We start from the raw sequence: 22,791 nt of genomic DNA, 5'->3' as shown, positions 1-22,791 counted from the left end.
GTCCGCGCTATGGCTTCGACAGCGACAAAGCAACATTACGATGTGGTCATCGTCGGCGGTGCCGTCAATGGCAGTGCCACGGCCTATTTTCTGGCCAATAACCCGGACTTTACCGGGTCGGTGCTGGTGATCGAACGCGACTGGACGTATGCGCAGTCAGCGACGGCCTTGTCCAGCAGCTCGATACGGGTGCAGTTTTCCAATCCGATCAACATTCAGATTTCCCGTTTCGGCGCGCAGTTCATCCGTGATTTCCCGCAATTGATGGAGGTTAACGGCGATCAGCCAGACCTGGCCTTCAAGGAGAACGGTTACCTGTTTCTGGCGGATCAGAAGGGCTTTGACGTGCTCAAGCGTTTGCATCAGACCCAACTGGACAACGGCGCCGATGTGACCCTGATGGACACTGAAGCACTGATCAAGCGCTTCCCTTGGGTTAACCCGGACAGCCTGGCTGGCGGCACCTATGGCGAGAAGGATGAAGGCTGGTTCGATAACTACGGGATCATGAACGGCTTTCGCAAAAAGGCCCGTTCGCTAGGGGTCGAGTACATCGAGAACGAAGTGGTCGAGGTGCTGCGCCAGGGCGATGTGGTTACCGGTGTGCGGCTGGCCAGTGGCGAGCGCATCGGCTGCGACACGCTGGTGAATACCGCGGGCACCCGCGGCCCGAAAATCGCGCGCCTGGCCGGGCTGCAGATTCCGGTTGAGCCACGTCGGCGCTCGCTGTTTGTCTTCGATTGCCATACGCCGTTGCCGGGTGTAGTGCCGTTGACCATCGACCCGACCGGGGTGTTCTTTCGCCCCGAAGGCCATCTGTATCTGGGCGGGACGTACCCCAAGGTCGACCCCGAAGTCGACTACGAGGACTTCGACGTGCTGCACGACGAGTTTGAGGAAGAGGTGTGGCCGATTCTGGCTGAGCGCGTACCGGCGTTCGAGGCGATCAAGGTGGTCAACTCGTGGGCGGGGCACTACGACTTTTGCGTGCTGGACCACAACGCAATCGTGGGTCCGCACAATGAAGTGCGCAATTTTCTGTTCTGTAATGGTTTCAGTGGTCACGGCCTGCAACAGGCGCCCGCTGTCGGTCGCGGCCTGAGTGAACTGATTACTTACGGCGAGTACCGCAGCCTGGACCTGAGTGCGCTGTCGTACGAGCGTGTGGTTGAAAATCGTCCCTTTTTGGAAGACTCGGTCATCTGATCGTGTGGCCTGATGGAGAGCAAAATGACTAATAACAATGCCACAGCAGCCCGCACAGGCGGTCAGGTACTGGTGGATGCCTTGCGCATCAATGGCGTTGAGCGCGCATTTTGCGTGCCCGGCGAAAGCTACCTGGCAGTGCTCGATGCGTTGCATGACGCACAAGATGATATTGAGCTGATTGTGTGTCGCCAGGAGGGGGGCGCAGCCTACATGGCTGAGGCCTACGGCAAGCTGACCGGCAAGCCGGGGATCTGCTTTGTGACCCGTGGGCCGGGGGCAACCAATGCGTCGGTCGGCGTGCACACGGCCTTCCAGGACTCGACGCCGATGATCCTGTTTATCGGTCAGGTGGCCCGCGATCAGGTGGAGCGCGAGGCGTTTCAGGAAATCGACTATCGACGCATGTACGGTCAGATGGCCAAGTGGGTGGTCGAGGTGGATGACGCGGCGCGTTTGCCGGAGCTGCTCAGTCAGGCCTTTCACCGCGCCACCAATGGCCGGCCGGGGCCGGTGGTGGTGGCGTTGCCGGAAGACATGCTGACGGATGTGGTGACAGTGGCTGATGCAGGCCCGGCCCAATCCATCGAGCCGGCGGCTTCCCAGGCGTCGCTGGAGCAGTTGCAAAGCCTGATCGGCCAAGCGCAGCGCCCGCTGGTGGTGCTGGGGGGTGGCGGCTGGAGCGCTCAGGCCGTCAACGATATTCGCACTTTTATTGAGCGCCAGAACGTGCCGGTGGCAGCGTCGTTTCGTTGTCAGGATCTGTTCGATAACACATTGCCTAACTACGCCGGTGATTTGGGATTGGCCGCTGGCCCGGAGTTGGTTGAAGCGGTTAAAAACGCCGATTTGCTGATTGTGATTGGCGCCCGCTTGGGCGAGATGACCACGGGCGGTTATGCGCTGGTCAATATCCCGGTGCCCAAGCAAAAGCTGGTGCACGTGCATCCGGGCATCGAAGAGCTAGGCCGCGTCTACCAGCCGACGCTGGCAATCAACGCCGGGATGAAAACCTTCGCCGCACAGTTGGCGCAGTTGCCAGCAGTCAATGCGCAAGGTCTGGCGGATTGGACCGCGCAGCTTAATCGCGGATATCGGGCCAATTTTGATTGCCCACCTTCGCCGGGTCCGGTGCAAATGAGCGAGGTTATCGCTTGGCTGAATGAGCGTCTGCCGCATGACAGCATCATTACCTGCGGCGCTGGTAACTACACCGGTTGGGTGCACCGTGGCTATCAGCATCGCGCGTTTCGCACCTTGCTTGGCCCCACCAACGGCTCCATGGGCTATGGCGTACCCGCGGCGGTAGCGGCAAAAATTACTGCGCCGGAGCGCACAGTGGTGGCGTTTGCCGGTGACGGTTGCTTCCTCATGAACGGTCAGGAGCTGGCGACGGCGGCCAACTACGATGCGCGGCTGATCGTGATCGTGGTCAACAACGGCATGTACGGCACGATCCGCATGCACCAGGAGCGTACGTATCCGGGGCGTGTTTCGGGTACTGAGTTGCATAACCCGGACTTCGCCCTGTTTGCCAAATCGTTCGGCTTTTACAGTGAAACCGTGGTGGCGACTGAGCAGTTCAGTGCGGCGTTCGAGCGTTGTGTGGCGTCGGGCAAGCCTGCGCTGATCGAGATCCAGGTCGATCCGGAGGCACTGACCCCGCGCATGACCTTGAGCCAGATCCGCGAAAAAGCCCTCGCTTCGCGCTGATTCATTCACCTGGGGCGGGACAGAGTGATCGTCCCGCCTTTTTTTCGCCTTTTATTTAGACACGAGCACCTCATCATGAGACTTGCCGATCCTGCACTGCTGCGTGAACTTTGCTATATCGATGGCGCTTGGCTGGCGGCTGACAGCCAACAGACCCTTGACGTCACCAACCCGGCGACCGGTGAAATAATCGGCCGCGTACCCCGTATGGGCACCGCTGAAACCCGTCGCGCGATTGACGCTGCGCAGGCTGCATTGCCGGTGTGGCGAGCGCTGACGGCCAAAGAGCGGGCGGCTCGCTTGCAGGCCTGGTTCCGCGAAATCATGGCGCATCAAGAAGATCTGGCGCAGATCATGACCGCCGAGCAAGGCAAGCCACTGGCTGAAGCCCGAGGTGAAATTGCTTTTGCTGCGGCTTATGTCGAGTGGTACGCAGAAGAGGGCAAGCGCATTTACGGCGATGTGATCCCGTCGCCACAGGCGGGGCGTCGACTGATCGTCACCAAGGAGCCGATTGGTGTATGTGCAGCGATTACGCCGTGGAACTTCCCGGCTGCGATGATCACTCGCAAGGCCGCGCCAGCCTTGGCGGCGGGTTGCACGCTGGTGCTCAAGCCTGCCTCGCAAACGCCATTGAGCGCGCTGGCGCTGTGCGTGCTGGCTGAGCGTGCCGGGATTCCGCGCGGGGTGCTTAGCGTGGTCACAGGGGATTCCGGGGCGATTGGTGGCGAGCTGACGGCCAATCCGCTGGTGCGTAAGTTGTCCTTCACCGGGTCGACACCGATTGGCATCAAGTTGCTGGAACAGTGCGCCGCGACTGTCAAGAAAGTCACCATGGAACTGGGCGGTAATGCGCCGTTTATTGTGTTCGATGATGCGGACATCGATGCCGCTGTCGAGGGCGCGTTGATCGCCAAATTCCGCAACTCCGGGCAAACCTGCGTCTGCGCCAACCGCTTTTACATTCAGGACGGTGTTTACGATCAATTTGTGGACAAATTCGCTGCGCGCGTGGCGCAGTTGGTAGTGGGCGAAGGCACGCAAATCGATACGCACGTGGGGCCGATGATTGACGGCAAGGCTGTGGCAGGCGTTGAGGCGCTGGTCGCACAGGCGCAAGCGGCCGGTGCCCGCGTCATTGCGGGTGGCAAGCGCCATGCATTGGGCGGCGCCTTTTATGAGCCGACGCTGTTGGCCGATGTGACTTCGCAGATGCGTGTGGCCCAGGAAGAGATCTTTGGCCCGGTTGCGCCGTTGTTCCGCTTTCACACGGAAGAAGAGGTTATCCGCGAGGCAAATGCCACGGAGTTCGGCCTGGCCTGTTACCTGTATGCACGCGATATTGGTCGGGTGTGGCGAGTGTCCGAAGCCCTGGAATACGGCATGGTCGGGGTCAATGTGGGCGTGCTGGCCACAGAAGTGGCGCCGTTTGGCGGGGTTAAATCCTCTGGGCTGGGGCGTGAAGGGTCGCGCTACGGCATCGAGGATTACGTTGAAATCAAATACGTGTGCCTGGGGCTTGGCTAATGCAGTGAAACAGCAGGGCGGAGATTACTCTCCGCTCTGTACCAGACGCTGATAGCGCGAAAGGCTTTCTTCCAGATGTTTGCGCAGCGCACTGCGGGCTGCGCTGACGTCGCCCATGGTGATCGCTGACAAGATTGCCCCGTGTTCGCGGCCAATCTTCTTGATGTGCGCCTGACGGCTTTTGCCGGTGGATTGGCCGTGCTTGAGGTGCAGGTCGAAAATGATGTCCGGGCCCAATGCTTCTAGCAACTGGGTGAAGTGCGGGTTGTTGGTGGCACGGGCAATGGCCAGGTGGAATTCGAAATCGGCTTTGGCTTCTTCTTCCAGGTCGGTGCCGTCCAGTGCGTTGAAGCGATCAAAGGCCTGGGTAATGTCGGCCATGCTGGTCGGGCTGCGGCGTTCGGCGGCACGCGCCACGGATTCGGTTTCAATACCCAGGCGCAGTTCCAGAATTTGCGCTGCTGCGCGCACATCATCGACCGCCGTGCTGAGGGCGTAGCCAATGCGCTTCACGTCCTGCTCAACCACAAACACCCCGACGCCCTGGCGTGCGATCAGGCGTCCACCCAGGCGTAATGAAGCGACAGCCTCGCGAACCACCGGGCGGCTGACCCCGAATTCTTTGCACAGCTCTTGCTCGGAAGGCAGTTTTTCGCCTGGCCGGTAAGTGCCCACGTCAATGCGATTAGACAGCTCACGGATAACCGTTTCTGCAAGATTGCCCCTGCGGGTCCCAGGTGTCGCGTCCATTTATGTAACTCCTGAATCTGAGTGCTCATCACGGAAGATGAATAGTGAGTCGTTTAATAGCTGATCGGGCTTCGTCAGATAAGTTGCAAAGCCTCATTTTTTATTGCCAGCAGTGTCTGTTTTAAGCTTTGTCGGATGACCGGTATGTTATCAAACAACTGACCTCCTATGGTGCTGGCTCAATTCTAGACCAGCGTTTGTGCCTCAGTTTTGTGCGTTTTTACGGTGGTTAAAAAACTTCAGTGCCTTTTTGTTACGGTCAAGCATACACCCATTGACAGTTGCCTGCTGACTGTTATCTTACAAGTGCGGTCGCTTAGGGGGCCGCCTACTGCAGTGAGAGTGTCCCGAATAACCTCTGGTTGCCGTGACAGGGCCCAGAAGTGGAATAGAAGACTTGCACGCCAACGTGCTCAATTCGTTTTATCCGATGATTTCTGGGAGGGGTATATGCATAAAAACAACCTGATTTTCACAGCACTCGCTGCTGCCATGGCCACCGTATTGAGTGTTGGCGTGGCTAGCGCCGCCGACACCGAAGTGGTTCGCATCGGCTTTGCCGGGCCATTGACCGGGCCGTCCGGGCACCAAGGCCTGGACGTTGAGCACGGGGTCAGTATCGCTATCGAAGAAGCCAACCAGCAGAAATTGAAAATTGGGGACAAAGTCGCCGAATTCAAGCTGGTGTCCGAAGACGATGTGGCCGACCCACGCACTGGCACCGCCGTCGCTCAGCGTCTGGTGGATGCCAAGGTGGCCGTGGTAATCGGTCACTACAACTCAGGCACCAGCATTCCTGCTTCCAAGATTTATGCCGCCGCCGGCATTCCGCAAATCTCGCCTTCAGCCACCAACCCGGCCTTGACCCAGCAGGGCATCAAGTCGGTGTTCCGCGTGGTCAACGATGACGCGACCTTGGGTCGTTACGCGGGCAACTACCTGGTCAACAAACTGGGCGCCCAGCGCATCGCCATCTTTGATGACCGTACCGCGTATGGCCAAGGGTTGGCCGATGAAGTAAACAAGGCGGTGAAGGCGGCAGGCGGCAACGTGGTGGTGCGTGAATACACCAACGACAAGGCCACTGATTTCAACGCGATTCTGACCACTGCCAAAGCCAAACAGGCGGATGCCGTGTTCTTTGCTGCACTGGATTATCAGGCTGCGCCCATGGCCAAGCAGATGAAGAACCTGGGCATCAAGGCCAAGTACATGAACATCGGCAACCTGCCAAATGATGAGTTCAAGAAGATGGCTGGCAGTGCTGCCGAAGGCACTTACGCCTGGAACTACGGCACACCGTTGCAAGACCTGCCGCGTGGCGTGGCCTTCGAGAAGAAGCTCAAGGACAAGTACGGCGTCGGCGTGGTGCAGTCATCTCCGGCTGCCTACGACGCGACCTGGGCCGCCATCACGGCGATGGTCAAGGCGCAATCCGACGATCCGGCGGTTTACCTGCCAGTGCTCAAAGACTCCAGCTATGACGGCGTGACGGGCGTCATTGCCTTTGATGACGCAGGCAACCTGAAAAATGCCGCGGCAACGATTTTCCAGTTTGAAGGCGGCAAGTGGAAAACCCTGTCGATCGAACGCGACTAAGCAACACGCCACACCTAAAAACTATAAGCGGGCCGGTACGGCCCGTGACCAGAACAAAAAGAACTTTTTCTGATCTGCCCTGAATGTCACCGCGTTGTTGCCACCGGCAAGAGCGGGTGGTTTTGACGCAGCTTTGAGGATCCATCTCGTGGAAGCCAATCTCGATATCTTGTTGCAACAGGTGCTTAACGGCCTGGTGCTGGGCAGTATTTATGCCTTGGTTGCTCTGGGTTACACCATGGTTTACGGCATCATCGGCCTGATCAACTTCGCCCACGGCGAGATTGTGATGGTCGGTGCAATGGTGACAATTTCAGTGCTGACCATGCTGGCAGGTTTTGGCTTCGCGCCGGGCGTACTGACTCTGCTGTTCGCCATCATGATCGCGGCCATTATCTGCATGTTGATGGCCCAGGGGATGGAAAAATTCGCCTATCGACCATTGCGCAAGGCCCCGCGCCTGACGCCGCTGATTCTGGCCATCGGTATTTCGATCTTTCTGCAAAACCTGGCAATGATGATCTGGGGCCGGGGCTACAAGACGTTTCCCGAGGTGGTTGAAACCCAACCGATTGCGGTGTTCGGCGCGACCATCACCAATATTCAGATGAGCATCATGATCATCTCGGTGGTCATCATGTTTGCCCTCTGGCTGCTGGTGGATAAAACCAGGCTGGGCAAGGCCATGCGCGCCACCGCGCAAAATCAGGAAGTCGCAGGCCTGATGGGCATCAACATTAACCGGGTCATTTCCGCGACGTTTCTGATTGGTGCATCGCTGGGTGCGATTGCCGGGGTGATGCGCGCGGTCAACTACGGCCAGGCTGATGCCTACATGGGGTTGCTGCTGGGGCTCAAGGCGTTTTCCGCGGCGGTACTCGGCGGCATTGGCAACCTGTTCGGGGCGATGGCGGGCGGCTTGCTGCTCGGCCTGATCGAGTCCCTCGCGGCGGGTTATACCGGGCAGTTGACCGGCGGTTTTCTGGGGGCGAACTACCAGGACATCTTTGCGTTCATGGTGCTCATTCTGGTGTTGCTCGTACGGCCGAACGGCCTGATGGGTGAGCGTCAGGCCGATCGCGCCTAGGAGGCTGTGTCATGAAGAATAATTACGCTCAATATGCGCTGCTGATTCTCGCGTTCATTGCGTTGCCGTTTGTGGTCGAGGCTATCCCGGTTCTGGGCCCGACCTGGGTGCGCATCCTCGGTTTCGCCATGCTCTACGTGCTGTTGGCGCTGGGGCTCAACATCGTGATCGGCTACGCCGGTTTGCTGGACATGGGTTATATCGGTTTCTATGCCATCGGCGCCTATCTGTACGCGTTGCTCTCGTCACCGCACCTGAACATGGCGGGGCTGGTGGAGGGCGTGATGAACTGGCCGCTGTGGCTCATCATTCCGCTGGCTGCCGTGAGTGCGGCGATTTGCGGGGTGCTGATTGGTGCGCCCGTGCTCAAGCTGCGCGGCGACTACCTGGCAATTGTCACCTTGGGGTTCGGCGAAATCATCCGGATTTTCATGAACAACCTCGACCAGCCGGTGAACATCACCAACGGCCCGCAAGGTATTTCGGGCATTGCGCCGCTGCACATTGATGGCGGAGCCTGGAGTTACCCGGTCGGGCATGCGCCTGAGGCGATCATTTCGTTGCAGACAAAATGGAGCTTTCTAGGGCTCGAAGTCTCGCCGGTCATCAGTTATTACCTGTTCTTTTTAGCGGTGGTGATTTTCGCGATCATCCTGTCCAAACGCCTGGAAGTGTCGCGTATCGGCCGGGCCTGGATGGCGCTGCGCGAAGATGAAGTCGCGGCTGAGGCGATGGGCCTCAACAAACGCAACCTCAAGCTGCTGGCGTTTGCCATGGGCGCCACGTTTGGCGGGGTGTCGGGTGCGCTGTTTTCGGCTTATCAGGGTTTCGTCAGCCCAGAATCATTCACGCTGATGGAGTCGATCATGGTGTTGGCCATGGTGGTGTTGGGTGGCATGGGATCCATTCGCGGTGTGGTGCTGGGGGCGTTGATTCTGTCGATCATGCCTGAGGTGTTCCGTGATCTGGTGAACTGGATTCAGCCATTCGTCCTGGACAACGTGACCTTTATCAGCCGTGAAGTGCTGCGCAATATCCTGGATGCTTCGACCCTGCGAATGTTGGTCTTTGGCCTCGCGCTGATTCTGGTCATGCGCTTTCGCCCTGAAGGGTTGTGGCCGTCGAAACGGCGCCGGGCTGAATTGCATGATGAAGACAGCGAGCCTGTAGAGCCTGCACCCGGACTGGATGTCACGGTTAAACATCTGAATCCGGCCCCGGTCGAGTTCGGTCTCAAAGAGGCGAATAAGGTATGAGCGACGTACTGCTGGAGTTGCGCTCGGTCAGCAAGTTTTTTGGTGGTCTGCAAGCCTTGCATGGCATCGACCTGAGCATTAAACGCGGTGAAATTCGTGGCTTGTTGGGGCCAAACGGCGCAGGCAAGACCACGCTGTTCAACGTGTTGACCGGCTTGTATCAGGCTGAGGAAGGCAAGGTCGAGTTCAATGGCAAGCCGTTGCGTATCAGCAAGCCGCACAAAGTCGTGGAAGCTGGTATTTCACGGACATTTCAGAATATTCGGCTGTTTCACAACATGACCGCGCTGGAAAACGTGATGATCGGCCGTCATGTGCGCACCCGGTGCGGGGTGTTCGGGGCTATTTTGCGCACCCGGCGCTGTGTCCAGGAAGAACGTGAAATTCATGAAGCGGCGCGTTACTGGCTCAACTATGTGGGGATTGGGCGTTTTGCCGGTGAATTGGCGAAAAACCTGTCTTACGGTGATCAGCGACGCCTGGAAATAGCCCGCGCACTGGCAACCGAGCCGCTGCTGGTGGCGCTGGATGAACCAGCGGCGGGCATGAACGCTTCCGAGACCGAAGGGCTGCGTCAGTTGATGTGCAAGATGCAGGCAGACGGTAAAACGGTGCTGTTGATCGAGCACGATGTGAAGCTGGTGATGGGCCTGTGCGATCACGTGACCGTGCTGGAGTTCGGCAAAAAGATTGCTGACGGTCTGCCGGCGCAGGTGCAGAAAGACCCTCGGGTGATCGAGGCCTATTTGGGTACGGAGACGGTGGCGTGAGCATGAAAAGAATCCTTCAGGTAACCGATCTGCAAGTCTCCTACGGGGCTATTCAGGCCATTAAAGGGCTGGATTTTCACGTGGGTGAGGGCGAAATGGTTGCCTTGATCGGGGCCAACGGCGCGGGCAAGACCACCACCCTCAAAACCCTTGCGGGCTTGCTTAAACCGACAGCCGGGAACATCACCTTTGACGGCAAGGTGCATTCGAAAATCAAGAGTTTTGACCTGATCCGCGAGGGCTTGGCGTTGGTGCCTGAGGGGCGGGGTATTTTTCCCAAACTGACGGTTTACGAAAACCTTGAAATGGGCGCCTTTTCACGCACGGACGGCAAGGCCGCCATTGAGGCCGACATTGAACGCATGTTCGGCATTTTTCCGCGGCTCAAGGAAAGGGCTTTTCAGCTTGCGGGCACCATGTCTGGCGGCGAGCAGCAGATGTTGGCGATTTCCCGGGCCTTGATGGGCAAGCCCAAGTTGCTGTTGCTGGATGAGCCATCCATGGGGCTGGCGCCGATCATCGTGCAGAAAATCTTCGAGACCATCCGTGAAGTGGTGAAAGGCGGTGTCACGTTGCTGCTGGTTGAGCAAAATGCCCGGCTGGCGTTGCAGACCTGCCAGCGCGCGTACGTCATCGATGGGGGGCGAATTGCGCTGGAAGGGCAGGCCGACGAACTGTTGCACAACGAACAGGTACAAAAGGCCTATCTGGGCGAGTAAATCGCAGACCAAGGTTAACCTCAGTCCGTTAAGTGAACGCTGTTGCAAATGCATCGATAGACCTGTGGGAGCCTGGCTTGCCAGCGATGCAGGCGATGCGGTTTTTCTGTTAAACCGCATCGATACCTTCGCGGGCAAGCCCGCTCCCACAGGGTTCTAGCCGCTGTTCAACCTGCGCGAAGCATTAGAAATCCCAACGTGTGGTGACCATGAAGTTACGCGGCTCGCCGTACACCGCCGAGTTATAGAAGCCAATGTTGGTGTAATAGGACTTGTCGAACACGTTGTTCACGTTCAGCGTGGCCGACAGGTTTTTACTGATCTGATAGCGGGTCATCAGGTCAACTACCCAGTAATCAGGCTGTTCAAACTTTTGGTATTCACTGTGCGGTGAGTTGTAGATGTTCTGCCAGGCGGTGTTCTGCCAGCGAGCGCCGCCCCCGACGGTGAACTTGTCCAGGTCACCTTTGAGTTTGTAACTGGTGAACACCTTGAGCTGATCCTGTGGCTCGAAGGTGGATATTTTCTCGCCGTTGTCATCGCGCACGATTTTGTGGGTATACCCCGCTTGTACCTGCCAGCCCGGGCTCAGTTCGCCCGACACTTCAAGTTCAAAGCCCTTGGTCACCGCCTTGGTACCGATGAATGCATAGTTCGGCGGGGTCGGGGTCTGGTTGTTGTAAGCATCATCAGCGACCGAGCGATTGCTTTCTTTGACCTGGAAGTAGGCCAGGCTGGCATTCAGGCGGCCGTCAAAATACTCCCCCTTAAGTCCGATTTCGTAGTTCTCGCCTTCATCCGGTTCGATCAGCCGCTCATTTTTGTCGCGGTTGTAGTTTTCTTGCGGCATGAAGATGTCGGTGTAGCTGGCGTACACCGAGTAGGTGTCGTTGAGGTCGTAGATCGCACCCACATAGGGAATGAATCGACCCGACTCGCGGAAGGACGGCGTGAGTCCGGTCATGTGGTAATTCACCACGCGGCCGCCAACCAGCACTTTCAAGTCATCGCTGACGTTGAAGCGGGTGGTCATGTAGGTCCCGGTCTGGCGAATCACGTCGTCGGTGTATTGGCCAACAGGCCCCCAGGCCGGTTTTTCGGCGTTGCCGTCCCAACTGCCGAAATCCACTACGTTGGGGTTCTGGTAGATGGGGTTCCAGTAGCCTCGGCCTTTCCAGTGCGCGGAACTGATGGAGCCGCCCAAGACCACTTCATGCTCGCGCCCGAACAATTGGAATGGGCCGCTGACATACAGGTCGGCGGAGTTGCTGCGGGTGTCGCCGACGTAGCGTTGGGCGGTGATCGGGGTGGTGCCGTCTTCGTACGGGTAAGCGCCCTGGATCGAGCCCAGTTGCGCATCGTAGCCGTTGAGTTTGTGATCGAGTTGCAGCTTGGTCACCCAGCCACCGCCCATGTCGTGTTCAAGGGTGGCGAAGACGGTGCGGGTGTATTGCTGCCAACTGCTCCAGTCCGTGCCGTTGTTGAACGAGCGCTTGACGCTGTTGAGGTCGCCCTTGGAATTGATCAGCGGGAAACTGCCGGACCAACTGGAGCCCTTGGGGTTGTTGTCCTGGTAGTCGCCGCCGACCGTCAGCAGGGTGTCGGGCGTCAGATCAAATTCGAGAATGCCGTAGTAGACCGACGTTTTGCGCGAGTAGTGATCCATGAACGAATCTTTGTCCTGGTAAGCCGCTACCGCCCGACCACGCACGTTGCCGGTCTCGGTCAAGGGGCCGCTCACGTCGACTTCGCTGCGATAGTTGTCCCAGGAACCGGCGCCGAGCGAGGCGTGGCCCTTGAACTCGGCGGTGGGTTTTTACGCACCAGGTTCAGGGTAGCGCCCAGCGAGCCTGCGCCAGTGAGCAAGCCGGTTGATCCCTTGATCACTTCGATGCGGTCGTAGATCGCCGTATCGCTCAAGGTGTTACCCGCCGAGTAACCGACGTTGCGCACCGCCGAAGGGATGCCGTCGTACTGGAAGTTGTTGATCGAGAAACCGCGAGCGTAGTAGTTGGAGCGATCACTGTCGTAGGCTGACACGGTGATGCCGGGGGTGTTGCGCATCACATCGTCGACGTTGTTGAGGCCGAAGTCGTCCATGTGCTGGCGGGTGATGACGGTGACCGATTGCGGCGTCTGGCGCGGGGTCAGAATCAGCCGTGTGGCAGTGGCAATGGTGCCCGGTGTGTAAGAGCCCGAGCCCTCGGTTACGGTGCCCAACTGGTTGGTGGTGACCGCGGTTGCACCGAGCTCCAGGGCGGATCCGGTCTGCGGCAGCGGTGCCAGGACCACGGCATTTTCGCCGCTTGGCTGCGCTTCAAGGCCGGTGCCTGTCAGCAATTGTGCCAGCGCTTGGCGGGTGGTCATGGTGCCGTTGGCGCCCGGCGACACAAGCCCTTGGGCCATGTCTGAAGAGTAGGCGATTTGCAGGCCGCTTTGCGTACTCAACTGGTCCAGTGCACTGGCCAAGGGCTGGCGGGCAATCGCGAATGTATGGGTCTCAAGCGCTTGATTGCTGACGGATTTAGCGCCGGGCTCGACGGCCTGAACGTTGCTGTATGCGAGGAAAACAGCGAGCGCCAATGCGCTGCGTGCATAAGTGGTGCTGAGGGTAGGAAAGTACATGCGAGCCCCGAGTGAATAGGAAGTATTTGCAATAGCAAATACCTTGACGGGTTGAGCTCGCGAAAGCCGTAACACTTTTTAAAAAATATTTATTCGCCGTTTGCTTTAGTGAATCACCAGCATGCCGCCCGGCAAACGTGTCAGTTGGGTCGACGTCACCTTGTTCAGGGCCTGGACGATTGCCAGCGGATTATCCAGTTGGTAATTGCCACTGACGCGGTGTTTGGCTGCGTTGTCGTTGAACAGCAGGATGGGCTGCGGGTAATAGCGTTCAAGGGTGTTCAGCACCTGAGCCAGCGGCTGGTCCTGAAAAGACAGGCGGCCCTGCACCCAGGCCATTTGCCGCTCAGCGCCTTCGGTGTTCACGGGTTGCAGGTGAGCGTTCTTGAGTTGCTGCCAGTTACCTGCCAGCAACAGACTTTGCTCACCGGTCTGGTCGGCAAAGCGCACCTTGCCCTCACGCACTGCGACGGTCACGTCCGAACCTTGCAGCTCAACGCTGAATTGGGTGCCGACCACGGTCACGGTGGCATCAGCGGCGCTGATAGTCAGTGGGCGCGAGGGATCGTGAAAGGCTTCGACGTAGAGCTCGCCGCGTAGCAAATGCACGCGGCGGTGGTCGTTATTGATGTCAGTGCTGATTGCGCTGTGGCTGCCCAGAACAATCTGCGAGCCGTCGTCGAGGGTCAGGTGCCGAACCTCGGCCACGGCGGTGATCTGATCGGCGCGCAGACGCATCGGCAGGTCGGAAAGCCAGCCACTGGTGAGCATCATCAGCACCATGGCGGCTGTCGCAACCCACCACGCTTTGCGCGGTGTACGGGCAGGGCGGACCGGAGCGGCTGGCAGGTCGAGGTCAAGACCGCGCAGCGCCTGCTCGAACTCATGGCTTTGCCACAGTGTTTCGAGTGCCTGGTACGCGGCGGCGTGTTCCGGGTTTGCCTGGTGCCATTGCTCAAAGCGTTGACGCAGTGTTGGCTGTTGCGCCATCTCCTCGCGCTGGGCGAACCAAGCGGTGGCCTGGCGCTGGACGTGCTCGCTGGGCACAACAGGGGCGTCTGGTAAGTCAGTCATGGGAGGCTTGCTTCTGGATGGCTTTGGCGCAGGCATTAAGCGCAGTACGCAAATCTTTTTCAACCGTGCTGATCGAAACATCCAGGCGCTGGGCGATTTCCACCTTGGACAAGTCATGCAATTTGCTCAGCACCAGAATCTGTTGCTGGCGCTTGGGCAGCGTGGTGAGCGCTGCTTGAAACTGTTTCAGAGATTGTTGGCCTTGCAACTGACTGTCGGGGCCGGGCGCGTTGGTGGCGATTTCGGTGAGGTGTCGCTCGTCACTGACCTGGCATTCGAAACGCCTTTTGCTGCGCAAACTGCGCAGGTGATCGAAGGCCAGATAACGGGCGGTCTGATACAGAAAAGGGTGCAGGTATTCGATAGGCCGGGTGTTCAAGGCATTGGCCACCTTGACATAGGTTTCTTGCGCCAGATCTTCCGCCAGACTGGCACACCCCACCACCCGAGATAACATCCGAACCAGCGCACTGCGCTGGTTGATGTACAGCTCGCTCAGCTTTTGCTGACTGTCCTGTGTGCTCATGCCGAACCGCTCCCGCCATCCCCACGCATATCCAGCGTGCCCGGCGAGCATTCTATTGAGAATTAATATCATTTCCACACAATTTTTTACGGCCCCTTGCGATTGCGCAGATCAGCGTTGGCAGAATCGAATCCGATTGCCGAAAGGGTCGTGCACTTCCAGCACCTGTCCCCAGTCTTGTTGAACGATCTGTGGACGCCCGTAGCCGTAATGCTTGGCCACTAATTCATCGCGAAACTGCTCGACGGCGTGCATCGGTACAAAGAGCGTTGCGCCTGGGCTGGCGTCGCCGTGATGTTCGGACAGGTGCAACTCCAGGCCATTACGGCTGATGCCCAGATACAGCGGCATGCCGGCCTCGAACCGATGCTCGAACTCCACGCCAAAACCCAGAAAGTCCAGATAGAACTCGCGTGCCTTGGTCTCGTCAAACATTCGCAAAACGGGAATCGGTTTGTCGAAAGTGACACTCGGTTGGGAGGCAGGCGGGGCCAGCAGGGCGGACGCGGTGTTCCAGTCCTTGTACCCCAGTTGCTGCGCAACCAGCTCCAGCGCTGTGCTGTGCGGTATCTCGTGATTGCGTGTCGACAGTGACGTGCGCAGTTGCTTGGCCATGTGCTTGGCCTGCTCGATTGAAAACATAGTGCCTCCTGCCATCGAGATGCTTTGGTGCTCGCGTTGCCAAACCTCGATGCTCAAGAGAGACAAAAGGGGGTTGGAAAATCCGTCATGCTTTCACCTTCCCTGCGGGAGCGAGCGGCGGGCAGCATCGGCCAGGCGCTGAGCATACTCAAGCAGGCAACAAGGTGAAAGTGGTCTGTGCAGCGTGGATGTCACTTGCCGGTGAAGTACGCGATGGGCATGATCGTTGGCTCGCCAACAGGAAGGACTTCCATGACCCCCTCTGTATTGCATCTGATGTGCGGCAAGATTGCTTCGGGTAAATCGACGCTGGCAACAGCACTGGCGGAACAGCACGCGGCGATTTTGATTAGCGAAGATCGCTGGCTGGCGGCGCTCTATCCCGATGAGATTCATTCGGTGGCCGATTACGTGCGCTGTGCCCGGCGAATTCGCCAGGTGCTGCAACCGTTGGTGAGCAAGCTGTTGGGGTCAGGTGTGAGCGTGGTGCTGGATGTACCGGCCAATACGGTCGCTGATCGCCAATGGCTGCGAGCCTTGGCCGATGGCGCGCAGGTGCCGCATTGCCTGCATTACCTGGATGTCACTGACGACACGTGCCGCGACCGATTGCGGGTGCGCAATGCCACCGGTGATCATGATTTCGCCGCGACCGATGCCGAGTTCGACCTGATCACGAGCTACTTCCAGATCCCGAATGTGCAAGAAGGGCTGACCATCATTGCTCACTAAGAGCGATCAGGCTGAGGTGCTGACCATCGAGCCCGAGCTGCTGCCGCCTTGCGCCGTCAAGGCTTGCAGCAGTGCGGCGGTCGCTTCTTGCAGGGCTGAAGTGGTGGTCGTCACGGCCGCTTGAGCCGCAGTCAAGGCGGCGGCCTTGGCCTCTGGAGCCTGATTGCTGGCCTGAATTCTTTGCATCTCTTGCATCTGCTGTTGCAGCTGTTTTTGCAGTTGCGCAATTTGTTTTTTCAACTGTTTGACGATGTCGGAGCTGTCGTCACTGTCATCGGCAGGTGCTGACGCTGCCCCTCGGGCGGCACGGGGCTTTACTTCGCTGGTCGCTGTCGCCTCAGCATCGGCCACGGCAGCATTGTCGGCATTTGGAATCACGGTCTTGTTGGTGGTGCCGGTCGCACCAGGAACGTTCAAGCTGGTTGCCAGGTTGTTTATGCTGCCGAGCATGATGTTTCATCCTTTAAGCCCAATGTCATTAAAGGTCATCGGCTACACGGCCCAGGTCTTTAGGGGGGGCGGATGAGATAAATGCGGGCTATTTGTGGGAGCGGGCTTGCCCGCGATGGTATTTGCGCGGTTCAACAGAAAAACCGCATCGTCTGAATCGCTGGCAAGCCAGGCTCCCACAGGTTTATCGGACGTCGTTACACCTGATGGTCATCAACATCCAGCGCTTCACCGGTCGCGTAATAGTGACCCCCCGCGATGTAATGCAGGCTGCGCCATGCCGGATCTGCGTTTTCGAAGTGCCAGTGCCCGTCCTTGAATACCCGGGTGTCGGCCCAGGCGCCGACCACTTCACCTATGAACAAGTCATAGGCGTTCTGGTTGTGGGGTTCGGGGATCAGTTTGCAAGCCAGCCAAGCGGAACACCCGGCTACAAACGGCTGGTCATGCCCTTCAATCTCAAACAGCTCAACGCCGCTGTCGCTGAGTTTGTTTGGGTCGGTATTCAGGCTCAGGCTGCCAACCTGACTGGTCAGTTTGAGCTGCGCCACGGTGGGCACCTGAATCACAAACAACCCGCTTTGTTCCACCAGTTCACGGGTTTTGACGCTCTTGTCCAATACCACGGTGACTTTTGGCGGGGCAAAATCCAAGGCGCAGGCCCAAGAGGCTGCCATGACGTTCTGCACGCCTGCATGGCGGGCCGACACCAGAATCGTCGGGCCGTGATTGATCAGTCGATAGGCTTTGTCCAAGGGGACGGCGGCAATGTGCTTGTCCATTCTGGCTCCTGAAAAGTGTCCCGAGTGCGTGACCTGCGCGATAACGGGCAGGTGAGTGGGCCGATAATGCCGGATTTGTTCAGCCCCGTCAGTGGGGTTGTTCAGGAGAAAAGTGTTCGTCCCAAGGCTTGCGCGGTATTCAAATGAATCAGCGGGTCTTGGGTTTCGGACTCTAGCAGCAGGTTGGAGGTCACGGCCTGTACGCCGCAATAATCGAAAATACCGTGCTCTATTTGCGTCTTCATGGCTTGGGTGTAGCCGCGCCGCTCGTACGTTGCGCCGTCAGCCCCGCCGAGCGCGAGCAGGTGTACACGCAGGTGGCTGAGCTTTTTTTCCAGCTTGGCATCGGTACTGAAGTCAAACGCCCAGCCATTGGCAAACACGCGGTCGATCCAGCCCTTGAGCAATGCAGGCATTGACCACCAGTAAACAGGGAAGACCAGCACCAGCGCATCGGCGCGATCGATTCGCGCCTGTTCGGCCAGCACATCTGCCGGTGCAGCGGCCTGTTTGTGATGCACAGCAAGGTCTGCTGCGCTAAACCGTGGATCAAAGGCCTGCGCTGACAGATCGGCGATTTCAAAGGTATGGCCAGCGCCTGCCAAGCCTTGCGCAACGTGAGTGGCCAAGCCATGGGTCAGCGATTGGGGATTGTGATGAGCAACAACGATCAGTGCGTGCATGTCGAACATTCCTGCGACGGATTGAGGGCCGTGGATGAGCCCTATATACTCTTGGTAAGTTACGCTCAGTAAGTTACTTTTGGTATATTGCGATGTCAAGCACCGAGACAAGCACTCAGGATTCAAGCAAACAGCCCCGTCGTCGCCTGTCCAGGGAGGATCGGCAACGTCAATTATTGGATGTCGCCTGGCAATTGGTGCGCGAGGAGGGGACCGAAGCGCTGACTCTCGGGCGGCTGGCCGAGCAGGCGGGGGTCACAAAGCCGGTGGTCTACGACCATTTCAGCACGCGGGCCGGGCTGCTGGCGGCGCTCTATCAAGACTTCGATGCGCGCCAGACAGCGTTGATGGATGGGGCCCTGAACACCAGCGAGCCGACCCTGATCAGCAAGGCGAGGGTCATTGCCGGGTCTTATGTCGATTGTGTGCTGCTGCAAGGCAACGAGATTCCCGGTGTGATCGCGGCGCTGACCAGTTCGCCTGATCTTGAGCAGATCAGGCGCGAGTATGAGGCCATCTTCCTCGAAAAGTGCCGCGTGGTACTCTCGCCCTTCACCCGTGAAGGCGGCCTTACAGCGGCTCATTTGCGAGCGATGCTCGGTGCCGCAGAAGCTTTATCCCAGGCTGCTGCCACAGGGGAAATCACTGCGCAGCAGGCTCAGGAAGAGCTTTTTGAAACGATTATTGCCATGGTCGAGAGAAGTGCGCGGCACGTTGTCGGAATGACGTAGTCAACGCGTCATATCGTTATTCCGTAAAGGTATTTAAATTAATTTTCTTATACCTATAAAGTCACCCTCCTGCGTACAGGCCGACCAATCGGCGCGCCGCACGAAATGAACGAACACGGGACCACCGTGAGTTTCTGATCGAGGTGCGCGCCATTGATTGCGCACCGTGTGGGAGTGAAATCATGTCTGCACCGTCTGCCTTTGCGAATGCCGTTGGCATCGCCCCTCAAACCTTCGACATTCGCCCGTTCAGTGGCGCCGTAGGTGCCGAAATAATCGGTCTTGATCTGGCACTGCCGGTCAATGACCAGGATTTCGCCCGTATTCACCGCGCTCATCTTGAGCATCACGTGGTGGTGTTCCGTGATCAGCGCATTACCGCGCAACAGCAAATCGACTTCAGCCGCCGCTTTGGCGTGTTGCAAATCCATGTGCTCAAGCAGTTTTTGCTGACCGGCCACCCAGAAATACTCATTGTTTCCAACATTATTGAGAACGGCCAATCCATCGGCCTGGGGGATGCCGGCAAGTTCTGGCACTCCGACCTGTCTTATAAAGAACTGCCAAGCCTGGGCTCGATGCTGCATGCCCAGGAACTGCCGTCCGAAGGCGGCGACACGCTGTTTGCCGACATGCACAAAGCCTGGGATGCGTTGCCGCACGCACTGCGCGCAGCCGTTGAAGGTCGCTCGGCTGCGCACTCGTACACCGCGCGTTACAGCGAAACCAAATTCGAAGGCAACTGGCGTCCCACCTTGACCCCGGAGCAACTGGCTCAGGTCAACGAAGTGGTGCACCCCATCGTGCGTACACACCCGGAAAACGGGCGTAAGGCACTGTTCGTCAGTGAGGGTTTCACCACCCGCATCGTCGGTCTGCCAGAGGATGAAAGTCGGCAATTGCTGGCTGAGTTGTACGCCCACAGCGTGCTGCCAGAGAACATCTATCGCCACCAATGGCAGCCCCATGACCTGGTGTTCTGGGACAACCGTTCGCTGATTCACCTGGCTGCCGGCTGCCCAAGCCATCTGCGCCGCAAGCTGTATCGCACCACTATTCAGGGCGACGCCCCTTTCTGATCGGCCACGGTATGCCTGCATACCAGGAGCATTTCCATGTCTACCTCTATCAAATCCCTGGCCGTCAGCATCGGCCTGGGCATCAGCTTGCTCGCCGGCAGCTTTGTCGCCCCGACTGCGGCCCATGCCGAAGGCGAGATTCGTATCGCCGAACAGTTCGGCATTGTGTATTTGTTGCTTAACGTGGTGCGCGATCAACACCTGATCGAGAAGCATGGCAAGGAGCAGGGCATCGACATCAAAGTCGACTGGACCCAACTGTCCGGCGGTGCCGCGGTCAATGATGCGCTGCTCTCAGGTTCTATCGATATTGCCGGTGCCGGGGTCGGCCCGTTGTTGACCATCTGGGACCGTACGCACGGCAAGCAGAACGTCAAAGCCGTGGCTTCGCTGGGCAATTTTCCGTACTACCTGGTGAGCAACAACCCGCAGGTTAAAACCATCGCTGACATCACCGAAAAGGATCGGATTGCCGTGCCTGCGGTGGGTGTTTCCGTGCAATCGCGCTTCCTGCAATACGCGGCTGCCAAGCAATGGGGTGACAAGGAATACAACCGCCTCGACAAATACACGATTGCCGTTCCACACCCCGATGCCACCGCGGCATTGATTGCCGGCGGCACCGAGCTGAGCGGGCACTTCTCCAATCCGCCATTCCAGGATCAGGCGCTGAAAAACCCGAACGTGCACGTGGTGCTTAATACCTACGACCTGCTGGGCCCGAACTCGCCCACCGTGCTGTTTGCCACCGAAAAATTCCGCAAGCAGAACCCTAAAACGTACACCGCCTTTATTGAAGCCCTGCGCGACGCGGCCGAGTTTGCCCAGAACGATAAGGGCGCGGCAGTCGACACTTATATCCGCGTCACGCACTCCAACGTGGATCGTGCCGAGTTGCTGAAAATCATCGACAACCCGCAGTTCGAATTCAGCATCACGCCGAAAAACACCTACCCGCTGGCGGAGTTCATGTACCGCGTCGGTGTGCTTAAGAACAAACCTGAATCCTGGAAGGACTACTTCTTCCAGGACGCGAAGCCGCTGCAAGGGAGCTGATGACCATGAACGCGTCTGTGCAAGGCCACGCGGCCAGCCATCTGACAGCTAACGCCCCGGCACTGTTGTCGGTCGATCAAGTCAGCCTTGAATACCGCTCTGCGCAACGCGTGGTGCGGGCGACTCATCAGGTCAGTTTCGAAGTCGATCCGGCCGATCGTTTTATCCTGCTTGGCCCTTCGGGATGCGGTAAATCGACCTTGCTCAAGGCAGTCGCCGGATTTATCGAACCCTGCGAAGGGCAGATCCGCCTGCAAGGGCAACCCGTCACAGCGCCGGGCCCGGATCGGATGGTGGTGTTCCAGGAGTTCGACCAACTGCCGCCTTGGAAGACCGTGAAGCAGAACGTGATGTTCCCGCTGCTGGCCTCCAAAACTCTTAACCGTCGAGACGCTGAAGAACGGGCGCTGCACTATCTGGACAAGGTCGGGCTGGCGGCCTTTGCCGACGCTTACCCGCACACCTTGTCGGGCGGGATGAAAGCCCGCGTGGCGATTGCCCGCGCGCTGGCGATGCAGCCGAAAATCTTGTTGATGGATGAACCTTTCGCTGCGCTCGACGCGCTGACCCGACGCAAGATGCAAGAAGAGTTATTGCTGCTCTGGGAGGAAGTGCGCTTCACCTTGCTGTTCGTGACGCACTCCATTGAAGAAGCGCTGGTGGTGGGCAACCGGATCTTGCTGCTGTCGCCACATCCGGGGCGTGTGCGGGCCGAAATCAACAGCCACCAGTACAACTTGCACAGCCTCGGCGGCGTGGAGTTCCAAGCGTCGGCGCGGCGTATTCATCGGTTGTTGTTTGATGAAGATGAAACGCTGCACACCGAGCAGACACTGAACTTCAACGATATTCGTATCGCTTATTGAGCCTTGGAGGATTGCCCGATGAGCCATTCATCACCTGTACGTCAAGAATACGAAGTGGTACTGGAACCCTTGTTGAGCGTGCCGCTGGAGCGTGAACTGCCGCTTGGCCAGCGCCTGTGGCAGCAAGGTTGGGTCCGCAAGGGCTTGATCTTGATTTTGCTGGCGGTGATCTGGGAGTTGGTGGCGCGCTATCAGGATAACGATCTGCTGCTGCCCAGCTTCCTGCAAACCGCCAGTGCACTGTATGACGGCCTGATTAGCGGCGAGCTCTTGAGCAAGGTCGCCATTTCGCTGGTGGTGCTGCTCAAGGGGTACCTGATCGGCATCGTCCTGGCTTTCGCCCTGACCACGTTGGCGGTCTCGACTCAGTTTGGGCGCGACCTGTTGAGCACCTTGACCTCGATGTTCAACCCGCTGCCGGCGATTGCCCTGCTGCCGCTGGCGTTGCTGTGGTTCGGGCTGGGACAGAACAGCCTGATTTTTGTGCTGGTGCACTCGGTGCTATGGGCTTTGGCTCTAAACACGTACGCAGGGTTTCTTGGCGTCTCGGAAACCCAGCGCATGGCCGGGCGCAACTACGGCTTGAAAGGCATTCGTTTTGTGCTGTTTATCCTGATCCCGGCGGCATTGCCGTCGATCCTGGCCGGGCTGAAAATTGGCTGGGCATTTGCCTGGCGCACGTTGATCGCGGCCGAGTTGGTGTTTGGCGCCACTAGTGGCAAAGGAGGGTTGGGCTGGTACATCTTCCAGAACCGCAACGAGCTGTACACCGACAAGGTGTTTGCCGGGCTGGCAGTGGTCATCCTGATCGGTTTGCTGGTCGAAAACCTGGTGTTCGACACGCTGGAGCGAGTGACAGTGAAACGCTGGGGCATGCAGCGCTGACAGGTTCATTTATGCAGTTTTGGTATCACTGCT

Annotated in this window: 21 protein-coding genes and 1 pseudogene; 14 read left to right on the top strand and 8 right to left on the bottom strand. The window is 58.3% G+C overall.

Going from position 1 to position 22,791, the window contains the following annotated elements; genetic code table 11:
- Positions 1-9 precede the first annotated feature (9 nt).
- From RHM56_RS13820 to RHM56_RS13810, 3 genes are all read left to right on the top strand, one after another.
- Positions 10-1,206: an FAD-binding oxidoreductase gene (locus RHM56_RS13820; protein ID WP_322232963.1), complete on the top strand. Its 1,197-nt coding sequence runs from the start codon at positions 10-12 to the stop codon at positions 1,204-1,206.
- A 24-nt stretch (positions 1,207-1,230) separates the two neighbouring features.
- A complete protein-coding gene (locus RHM56_RS13815) occupies positions 1,231-2,919 on the top strand; it encodes a thiamine pyrophosphate-binding protein (protein ID WP_322232961.1) in 1,689 nt (562 codons plus the stop codon).
- Between the two features lie 75 nt (positions 2,920-2,994).
- Positions 2,995-4,446: an NAD-dependent succinate-semialdehyde dehydrogenase gene (locus RHM56_RS13810; protein WP_322232959.1), complete on the top strand. Its 1,452-nt coding sequence runs from the start codon at positions 2,995-2,997 to the stop codon at positions 4,444-4,446.
- A gap of 24 nt (positions 4,447-4,470) precedes the next feature.
- Here the strand turns inward: RHM56_RS13810 and RHM56_RS13805 are convergent, their stop codons facing one another.
- The gene (locus tag RHM56_RS13805) at positions 4,471-5,196 is read right to left on the bottom strand and encodes a FadR/GntR family transcriptional regulator (protein WP_322232957.1); all 726 of its coding nucleotides are present in this window, start codon (positions 5,194-5,196) and stop codon (positions 4,471-4,473) included.
- A 450-nt stretch (positions 5,197-5,646) separates the two neighbouring features.
- Between RHM56_RS13805 and RHM56_RS13800 the strand changes: the two genes are divergently transcribed.
- The 5 genes from RHM56_RS13800 to RHM56_RS13780 all read left to right on the top strand — a co-directional run bounded on the left by RHM56_RS13800 (position 5,647) and on the right by RHM56_RS13780 (position 10,627).
- Positions 5,647-6,795, top strand: a complete 1,149-nt coding sequence (locus RHM56_RS13800; RefSeq protein WP_322232955.1) for a branched-chain amino acid ABC transporter substrate-binding protein — start codon at positions 5,647-5,649, stop codon at positions 6,793-6,795.
- Between the two features lie 148 nt (positions 6,796-6,943).
- Complete coding sequence (locus RHM56_RS13795) at positions 6,944-7,882, top strand: branched-chain amino acid ABC transporter permease (RefSeq protein ID WP_322232953.1); 939 nt, start codon at positions 6,944-6,946, stop codon at positions 7,880-7,882.
- Positions 7,883-7,893: 11 nt separating this feature from the next.
- On the top strand, positions 7,894-9,138 hold the full coding sequence (locus tag RHM56_RS13790; RefSeq protein WP_322232951.1) for an ABC transporter permease subunit: 1,245 nt from the start codon (positions 7,894-7,896) through the stop codon (positions 9,136-9,138).
- Positions 9,135-9,908, top strand: a complete 774-nt coding sequence (locus RHM56_RS13785; protein ID WP_322232949.1) for an ABC transporter ATP-binding protein — start codon at positions 9,135-9,137, stop codon at positions 9,906-9,908. Before RHM56_RS13790 ends, RHM56_RS13785 begins: the two co-directional genes overlap by 4 nt.
- A 2-nt stretch (positions 9,909-9,910) precedes the next feature.
- Entirely contained in the window at positions 9,911-10,627 is a 717-nt protein-coding gene (locus RHM56_RS13780) for an ABC transporter ATP-binding protein (protein ID WP_322232947.1), read from the top strand.
- A 184-nt stretch (positions 10,628-10,811) separates the two neighbouring features.
- Here the strand turns inward: RHM56_RS13780 and RHM56_RS13775 are convergent.
- The 4 genes and pseudogenes from RHM56_RS13775 to RHM56_RS13760 all read right to left on the bottom strand — a co-directional run bounded on the left by RHM56_RS13775 (position 10,812) and on the right by RHM56_RS13760 (position 15,494).
- Positions 10,812-13,252: pseudogene (locus RHM56_RS13775) on the bottom strand (TonB-dependent siderophore receptor).
- Between the two features lie 105 nt (positions 13,253-13,357).
- Positions 13,358-14,326 carry a FecR family protein gene (locus RHM56_RS13770; RefSeq protein ID WP_322232945.1) on the bottom strand — a complete coding sequence of 323 codons (969 nt, stop codon included), beginning with the start codon at positions 14,324-14,326 and terminating at the stop codon, positions 13,358-13,360.
- Entirely contained in the window at positions 14,319-14,852 is a 534-nt protein-coding gene (locus RHM56_RS13765) for an RNA polymerase sigma factor (protein WP_322232943.1), read from the bottom strand. Before RHM56_RS13765 ends, RHM56_RS13770 begins: the two co-directional genes overlap by 8 nt.
- Before the next feature lie 111 nt (positions 14,853-14,963).
- Positions 14,964-15,494, bottom strand: a complete 531-nt coding sequence (locus RHM56_RS13760; RefSeq protein ID WP_322232941.1) for a glyoxalase superfamily protein — start codon at positions 15,492-15,494, stop codon at positions 14,964-14,966.
- Positions 15,495-15,746: 252 nt separating this feature from the next.
- Here RHM56_RS13760 and RHM56_RS13755 point away from each other — a divergent pair, with 252 nt between their 5' ends.
- Positions 15,747-16,226 carry an ATP-binding protein gene (locus RHM56_RS13755; protein ID WP_322232939.1) on the top strand — a complete coding sequence of 160 codons (480 nt, stop codon included), beginning with the start codon at positions 15,747-15,749 and terminating at the stop codon, positions 16,224-16,226.
- A gap of 6 nt (positions 16,227-16,232) precedes the next feature.
- On the opposite strand, the gene RHM56_RS13750 is transcribed toward RHM56_RS13755, so the two are convergent.
- The 3 genes from RHM56_RS13750 to RHM56_RS13740 form a co-directional block, all read right to left on the bottom strand.
- A complete protein-coding gene (locus RHM56_RS13750) occupies positions 16,233-16,676 on the bottom strand; it encodes a hypothetical protein (RefSeq protein WP_322232937.1) in 444 nt (147 codons plus the stop codon).
- Positions 16,677-16,873: 197 nt separating this feature from the next.
- Positions 16,874-17,458: a flavin reductase family protein gene (locus RHM56_RS13745; protein WP_322232934.1), complete on the bottom strand. Its 585-nt coding sequence runs from the start codon at positions 17,456-17,458 to the stop codon at positions 16,874-16,876.
- A gap of 101 nt (positions 17,459-17,559) precedes the next feature.
- Entirely contained in the window at positions 17,560-18,141 is a 582-nt protein-coding gene (locus RHM56_RS13740) for an NAD(P)H-dependent oxidoreductase (protein ID WP_322232932.1), read from the bottom strand.
- Positions 18,142-18,233: 92 nt separating this feature from the next.
- On the opposite strand from RHM56_RS13740, the gene RHM56_RS13735 reads away from it, so the two are divergent.
- The 5 genes from RHM56_RS13735 to RHM56_RS13715 all read left to right on the top strand — a co-directional run bounded on the left by RHM56_RS13735 (position 18,234) and on the right by RHM56_RS13715 (position 22,758).
- Positions 18,234-18,872: a TetR/AcrR family transcriptional regulator gene (locus tag RHM56_RS13735; RefSeq protein ID WP_322232930.1), complete on the top strand. Its 639-nt coding sequence runs from the start codon at positions 18,234-18,236 to the stop codon at positions 18,870-18,872.
- 182 nt (positions 18,873-19,054) lie between these two features.
- The gene (locus RHM56_RS13730; RefSeq protein WP_322232928.1) at positions 19,055-19,951 is read left to right on the top strand and encodes a TauD/TfdA family dioxygenase; all 897 of its coding nucleotides are present in this window, start codon (positions 19,055-19,057) and stop codon (positions 19,949-19,951) included.
- A 36-nt stretch (positions 19,952-19,987) separates the two neighbouring features.
- The gene (locus RHM56_RS13725; RefSeq protein ID WP_322232926.1) at positions 19,988-21,007 is read left to right on the top strand and encodes an ABC transporter substrate-binding protein; all 1,020 of its coding nucleotides are present in this window, start codon (positions 19,988-19,990) and stop codon (positions 21,005-21,007) included.
- Between the two features lie 5 nt (positions 21,008-21,012).
- Positions 21,013-21,873, top strand: coding sequence for an ABC transporter ATP-binding protein (locus tag RHM56_RS13720; RefSeq protein WP_322232925.1), 861 nt, complete (start codon positions 21,013-21,015; stop codon positions 21,871-21,873).
- A gap of 18 nt (positions 21,874-21,891) precedes the next feature.
- Positions 21,892-22,758, top strand: coding sequence for an ABC transporter permease (locus RHM56_RS13715; RefSeq protein WP_322232923.1), 867 nt, complete (start codon positions 21,892-21,894; stop codon positions 22,756-22,758).
- Positions 22,759-22,791 lie beyond the last annotated feature (33 nt).

This window comes from Pseudomonas sp. CCC3.1 (genome assembly GCF_034347405.1).
Classification (GTDB): Bacteria; Pseudomonadota; Gammaproteobacteria; order Pseudomonadales; family Pseudomonadaceae; genus Aquipseudomonas.
Note: the sequence above shows the minus strand (reverse complement) of the source record. Positions and strands in the feature narration are given on the sequence as shown.

Excerpts from the sequence above, each read along its gene's own strand:
- RHM56_RS13820 (WP_322232963.1), top strand. The coding sequence starts at position 10 with ATGGCTTCGACAGCGACAAAGCAACATTACGATGTGGTCATCGTCGGC.
- RHM56_RS13815 (WP_322232961.1), top strand. The coding sequence starts at position 1,231 with ATGACTAATAACAATGCCACAGCAGCCCGCACAGGCGGTCAGGTACTG.
- RHM56_RS13810 (WP_322232959.1), top strand. The coding sequence starts at position 2,995 with ATGAGACTTGCCGATCCTGCACTGCTGCGTGAACTTTGCTATATCGAT.
- RHM56_RS13805 (WP_322232957.1), bottom strand. The coding sequence starts at position 5,196 with ATGGACGCGACACCTGGGACCCGCAGGGGCAATCTTGCAGAAACGGTT.
- RHM56_RS13800 (WP_322232955.1), top strand. The coding sequence starts at position 5,647 with ATGCATAAAAACAACCTGATTTTCACAGCACTCGCTGCTGCCATGGCC.
- RHM56_RS13790 (WP_322232951.1), top strand. The coding sequence starts at position 7,894 with ATGAAGAATAATTACGCTCAATATGCGCTGCTGATTCTCGCGTTCATT.
- RHM56_RS13785 (WP_322232949.1), top strand. The coding sequence starts at position 9,135 with ATGAGCGACGTACTGCTGGAGTTGCGCTCGGTCAGCAAGTTTTTTGGT.
- RHM56_RS13780 (WP_322232947.1), top strand. The coding sequence starts at position 9,911 with ATGAAAAGAATCCTTCAGGTAACCGATCTGCAAGTCTCCTACGGGGCT.
- RHM56_RS13770 (WP_322232945.1), bottom strand. The coding sequence starts at position 14,326 with ATGACTGACTTACCAGACGCCCCTGTTGTGCCCAGCGAGCACGTCCAG.
- RHM56_RS13765 (WP_322232943.1), bottom strand. The coding sequence starts at position 14,852 with ATGAGCACACAGGACAGTCAGCAAAAGCTGAGCGAGCTGTACATCAAC.
- RHM56_RS13760 (WP_322232941.1), bottom strand. The coding sequence starts at position 15,494 with ATGTTTTCAATCGAGCAGGCCAAGCACATGGCCAAGCAACTGCGCACG.
- RHM56_RS13755 (WP_322232939.1), top strand. The coding sequence starts at position 15,747 with ATGACCCCCTCTGTATTGCATCTGATGTGCGGCAAGATTGCTTCGGGT.
- RHM56_RS13750 (WP_322232937.1), bottom strand. The coding sequence starts at position 16,676 with ATGCTCGGCAGCATAAACAACCTGGCAACCAGCTTGAACGTTCCTGGT.
- RHM56_RS13745 (WP_322232934.1), bottom strand. The coding sequence starts at position 17,458 with ATGGACAAGCACATTGCCGCCGTCCCCTTGGACAAAGCCTATCGACTG.
- RHM56_RS13740 (WP_322232932.1), bottom strand. The coding sequence starts at position 18,141 with ATGCACGCACTGATCGTTGTTGCTCATCACAATCCCCAATCGCTGACC.
- RHM56_RS13735 (WP_322232930.1), top strand. The coding sequence starts at position 18,234 with ATGTCAAGCACCGAGACAAGCACTCAGGATTCAAGCAAACAGCCCCGT.
- RHM56_RS13730 (WP_322232928.1), top strand. The coding sequence starts at position 19,055 with ATGTCTGCACCGTCTGCCTTTGCGAATGCCGTTGGCATCGCCCCTCAA.
- RHM56_RS13725 (WP_322232926.1), top strand. The coding sequence starts at position 19,988 with ATGTCTACCTCTATCAAATCCCTGGCCGTCAGCATCGGCCTGGGCATC.
- RHM56_RS13720 (WP_322232925.1), top strand. The coding sequence starts at position 21,013 with ATGAACGCGTCTGTGCAAGGCCACGCGGCCAGCCATCTGACAGCTAAC.
- RHM56_RS13715 (WP_322232923.1), top strand. The coding sequence starts at position 21,892 with ATGAGCCATTCATCACCTGTACGTCAAGAATACGAAGTGGTACTGGAA.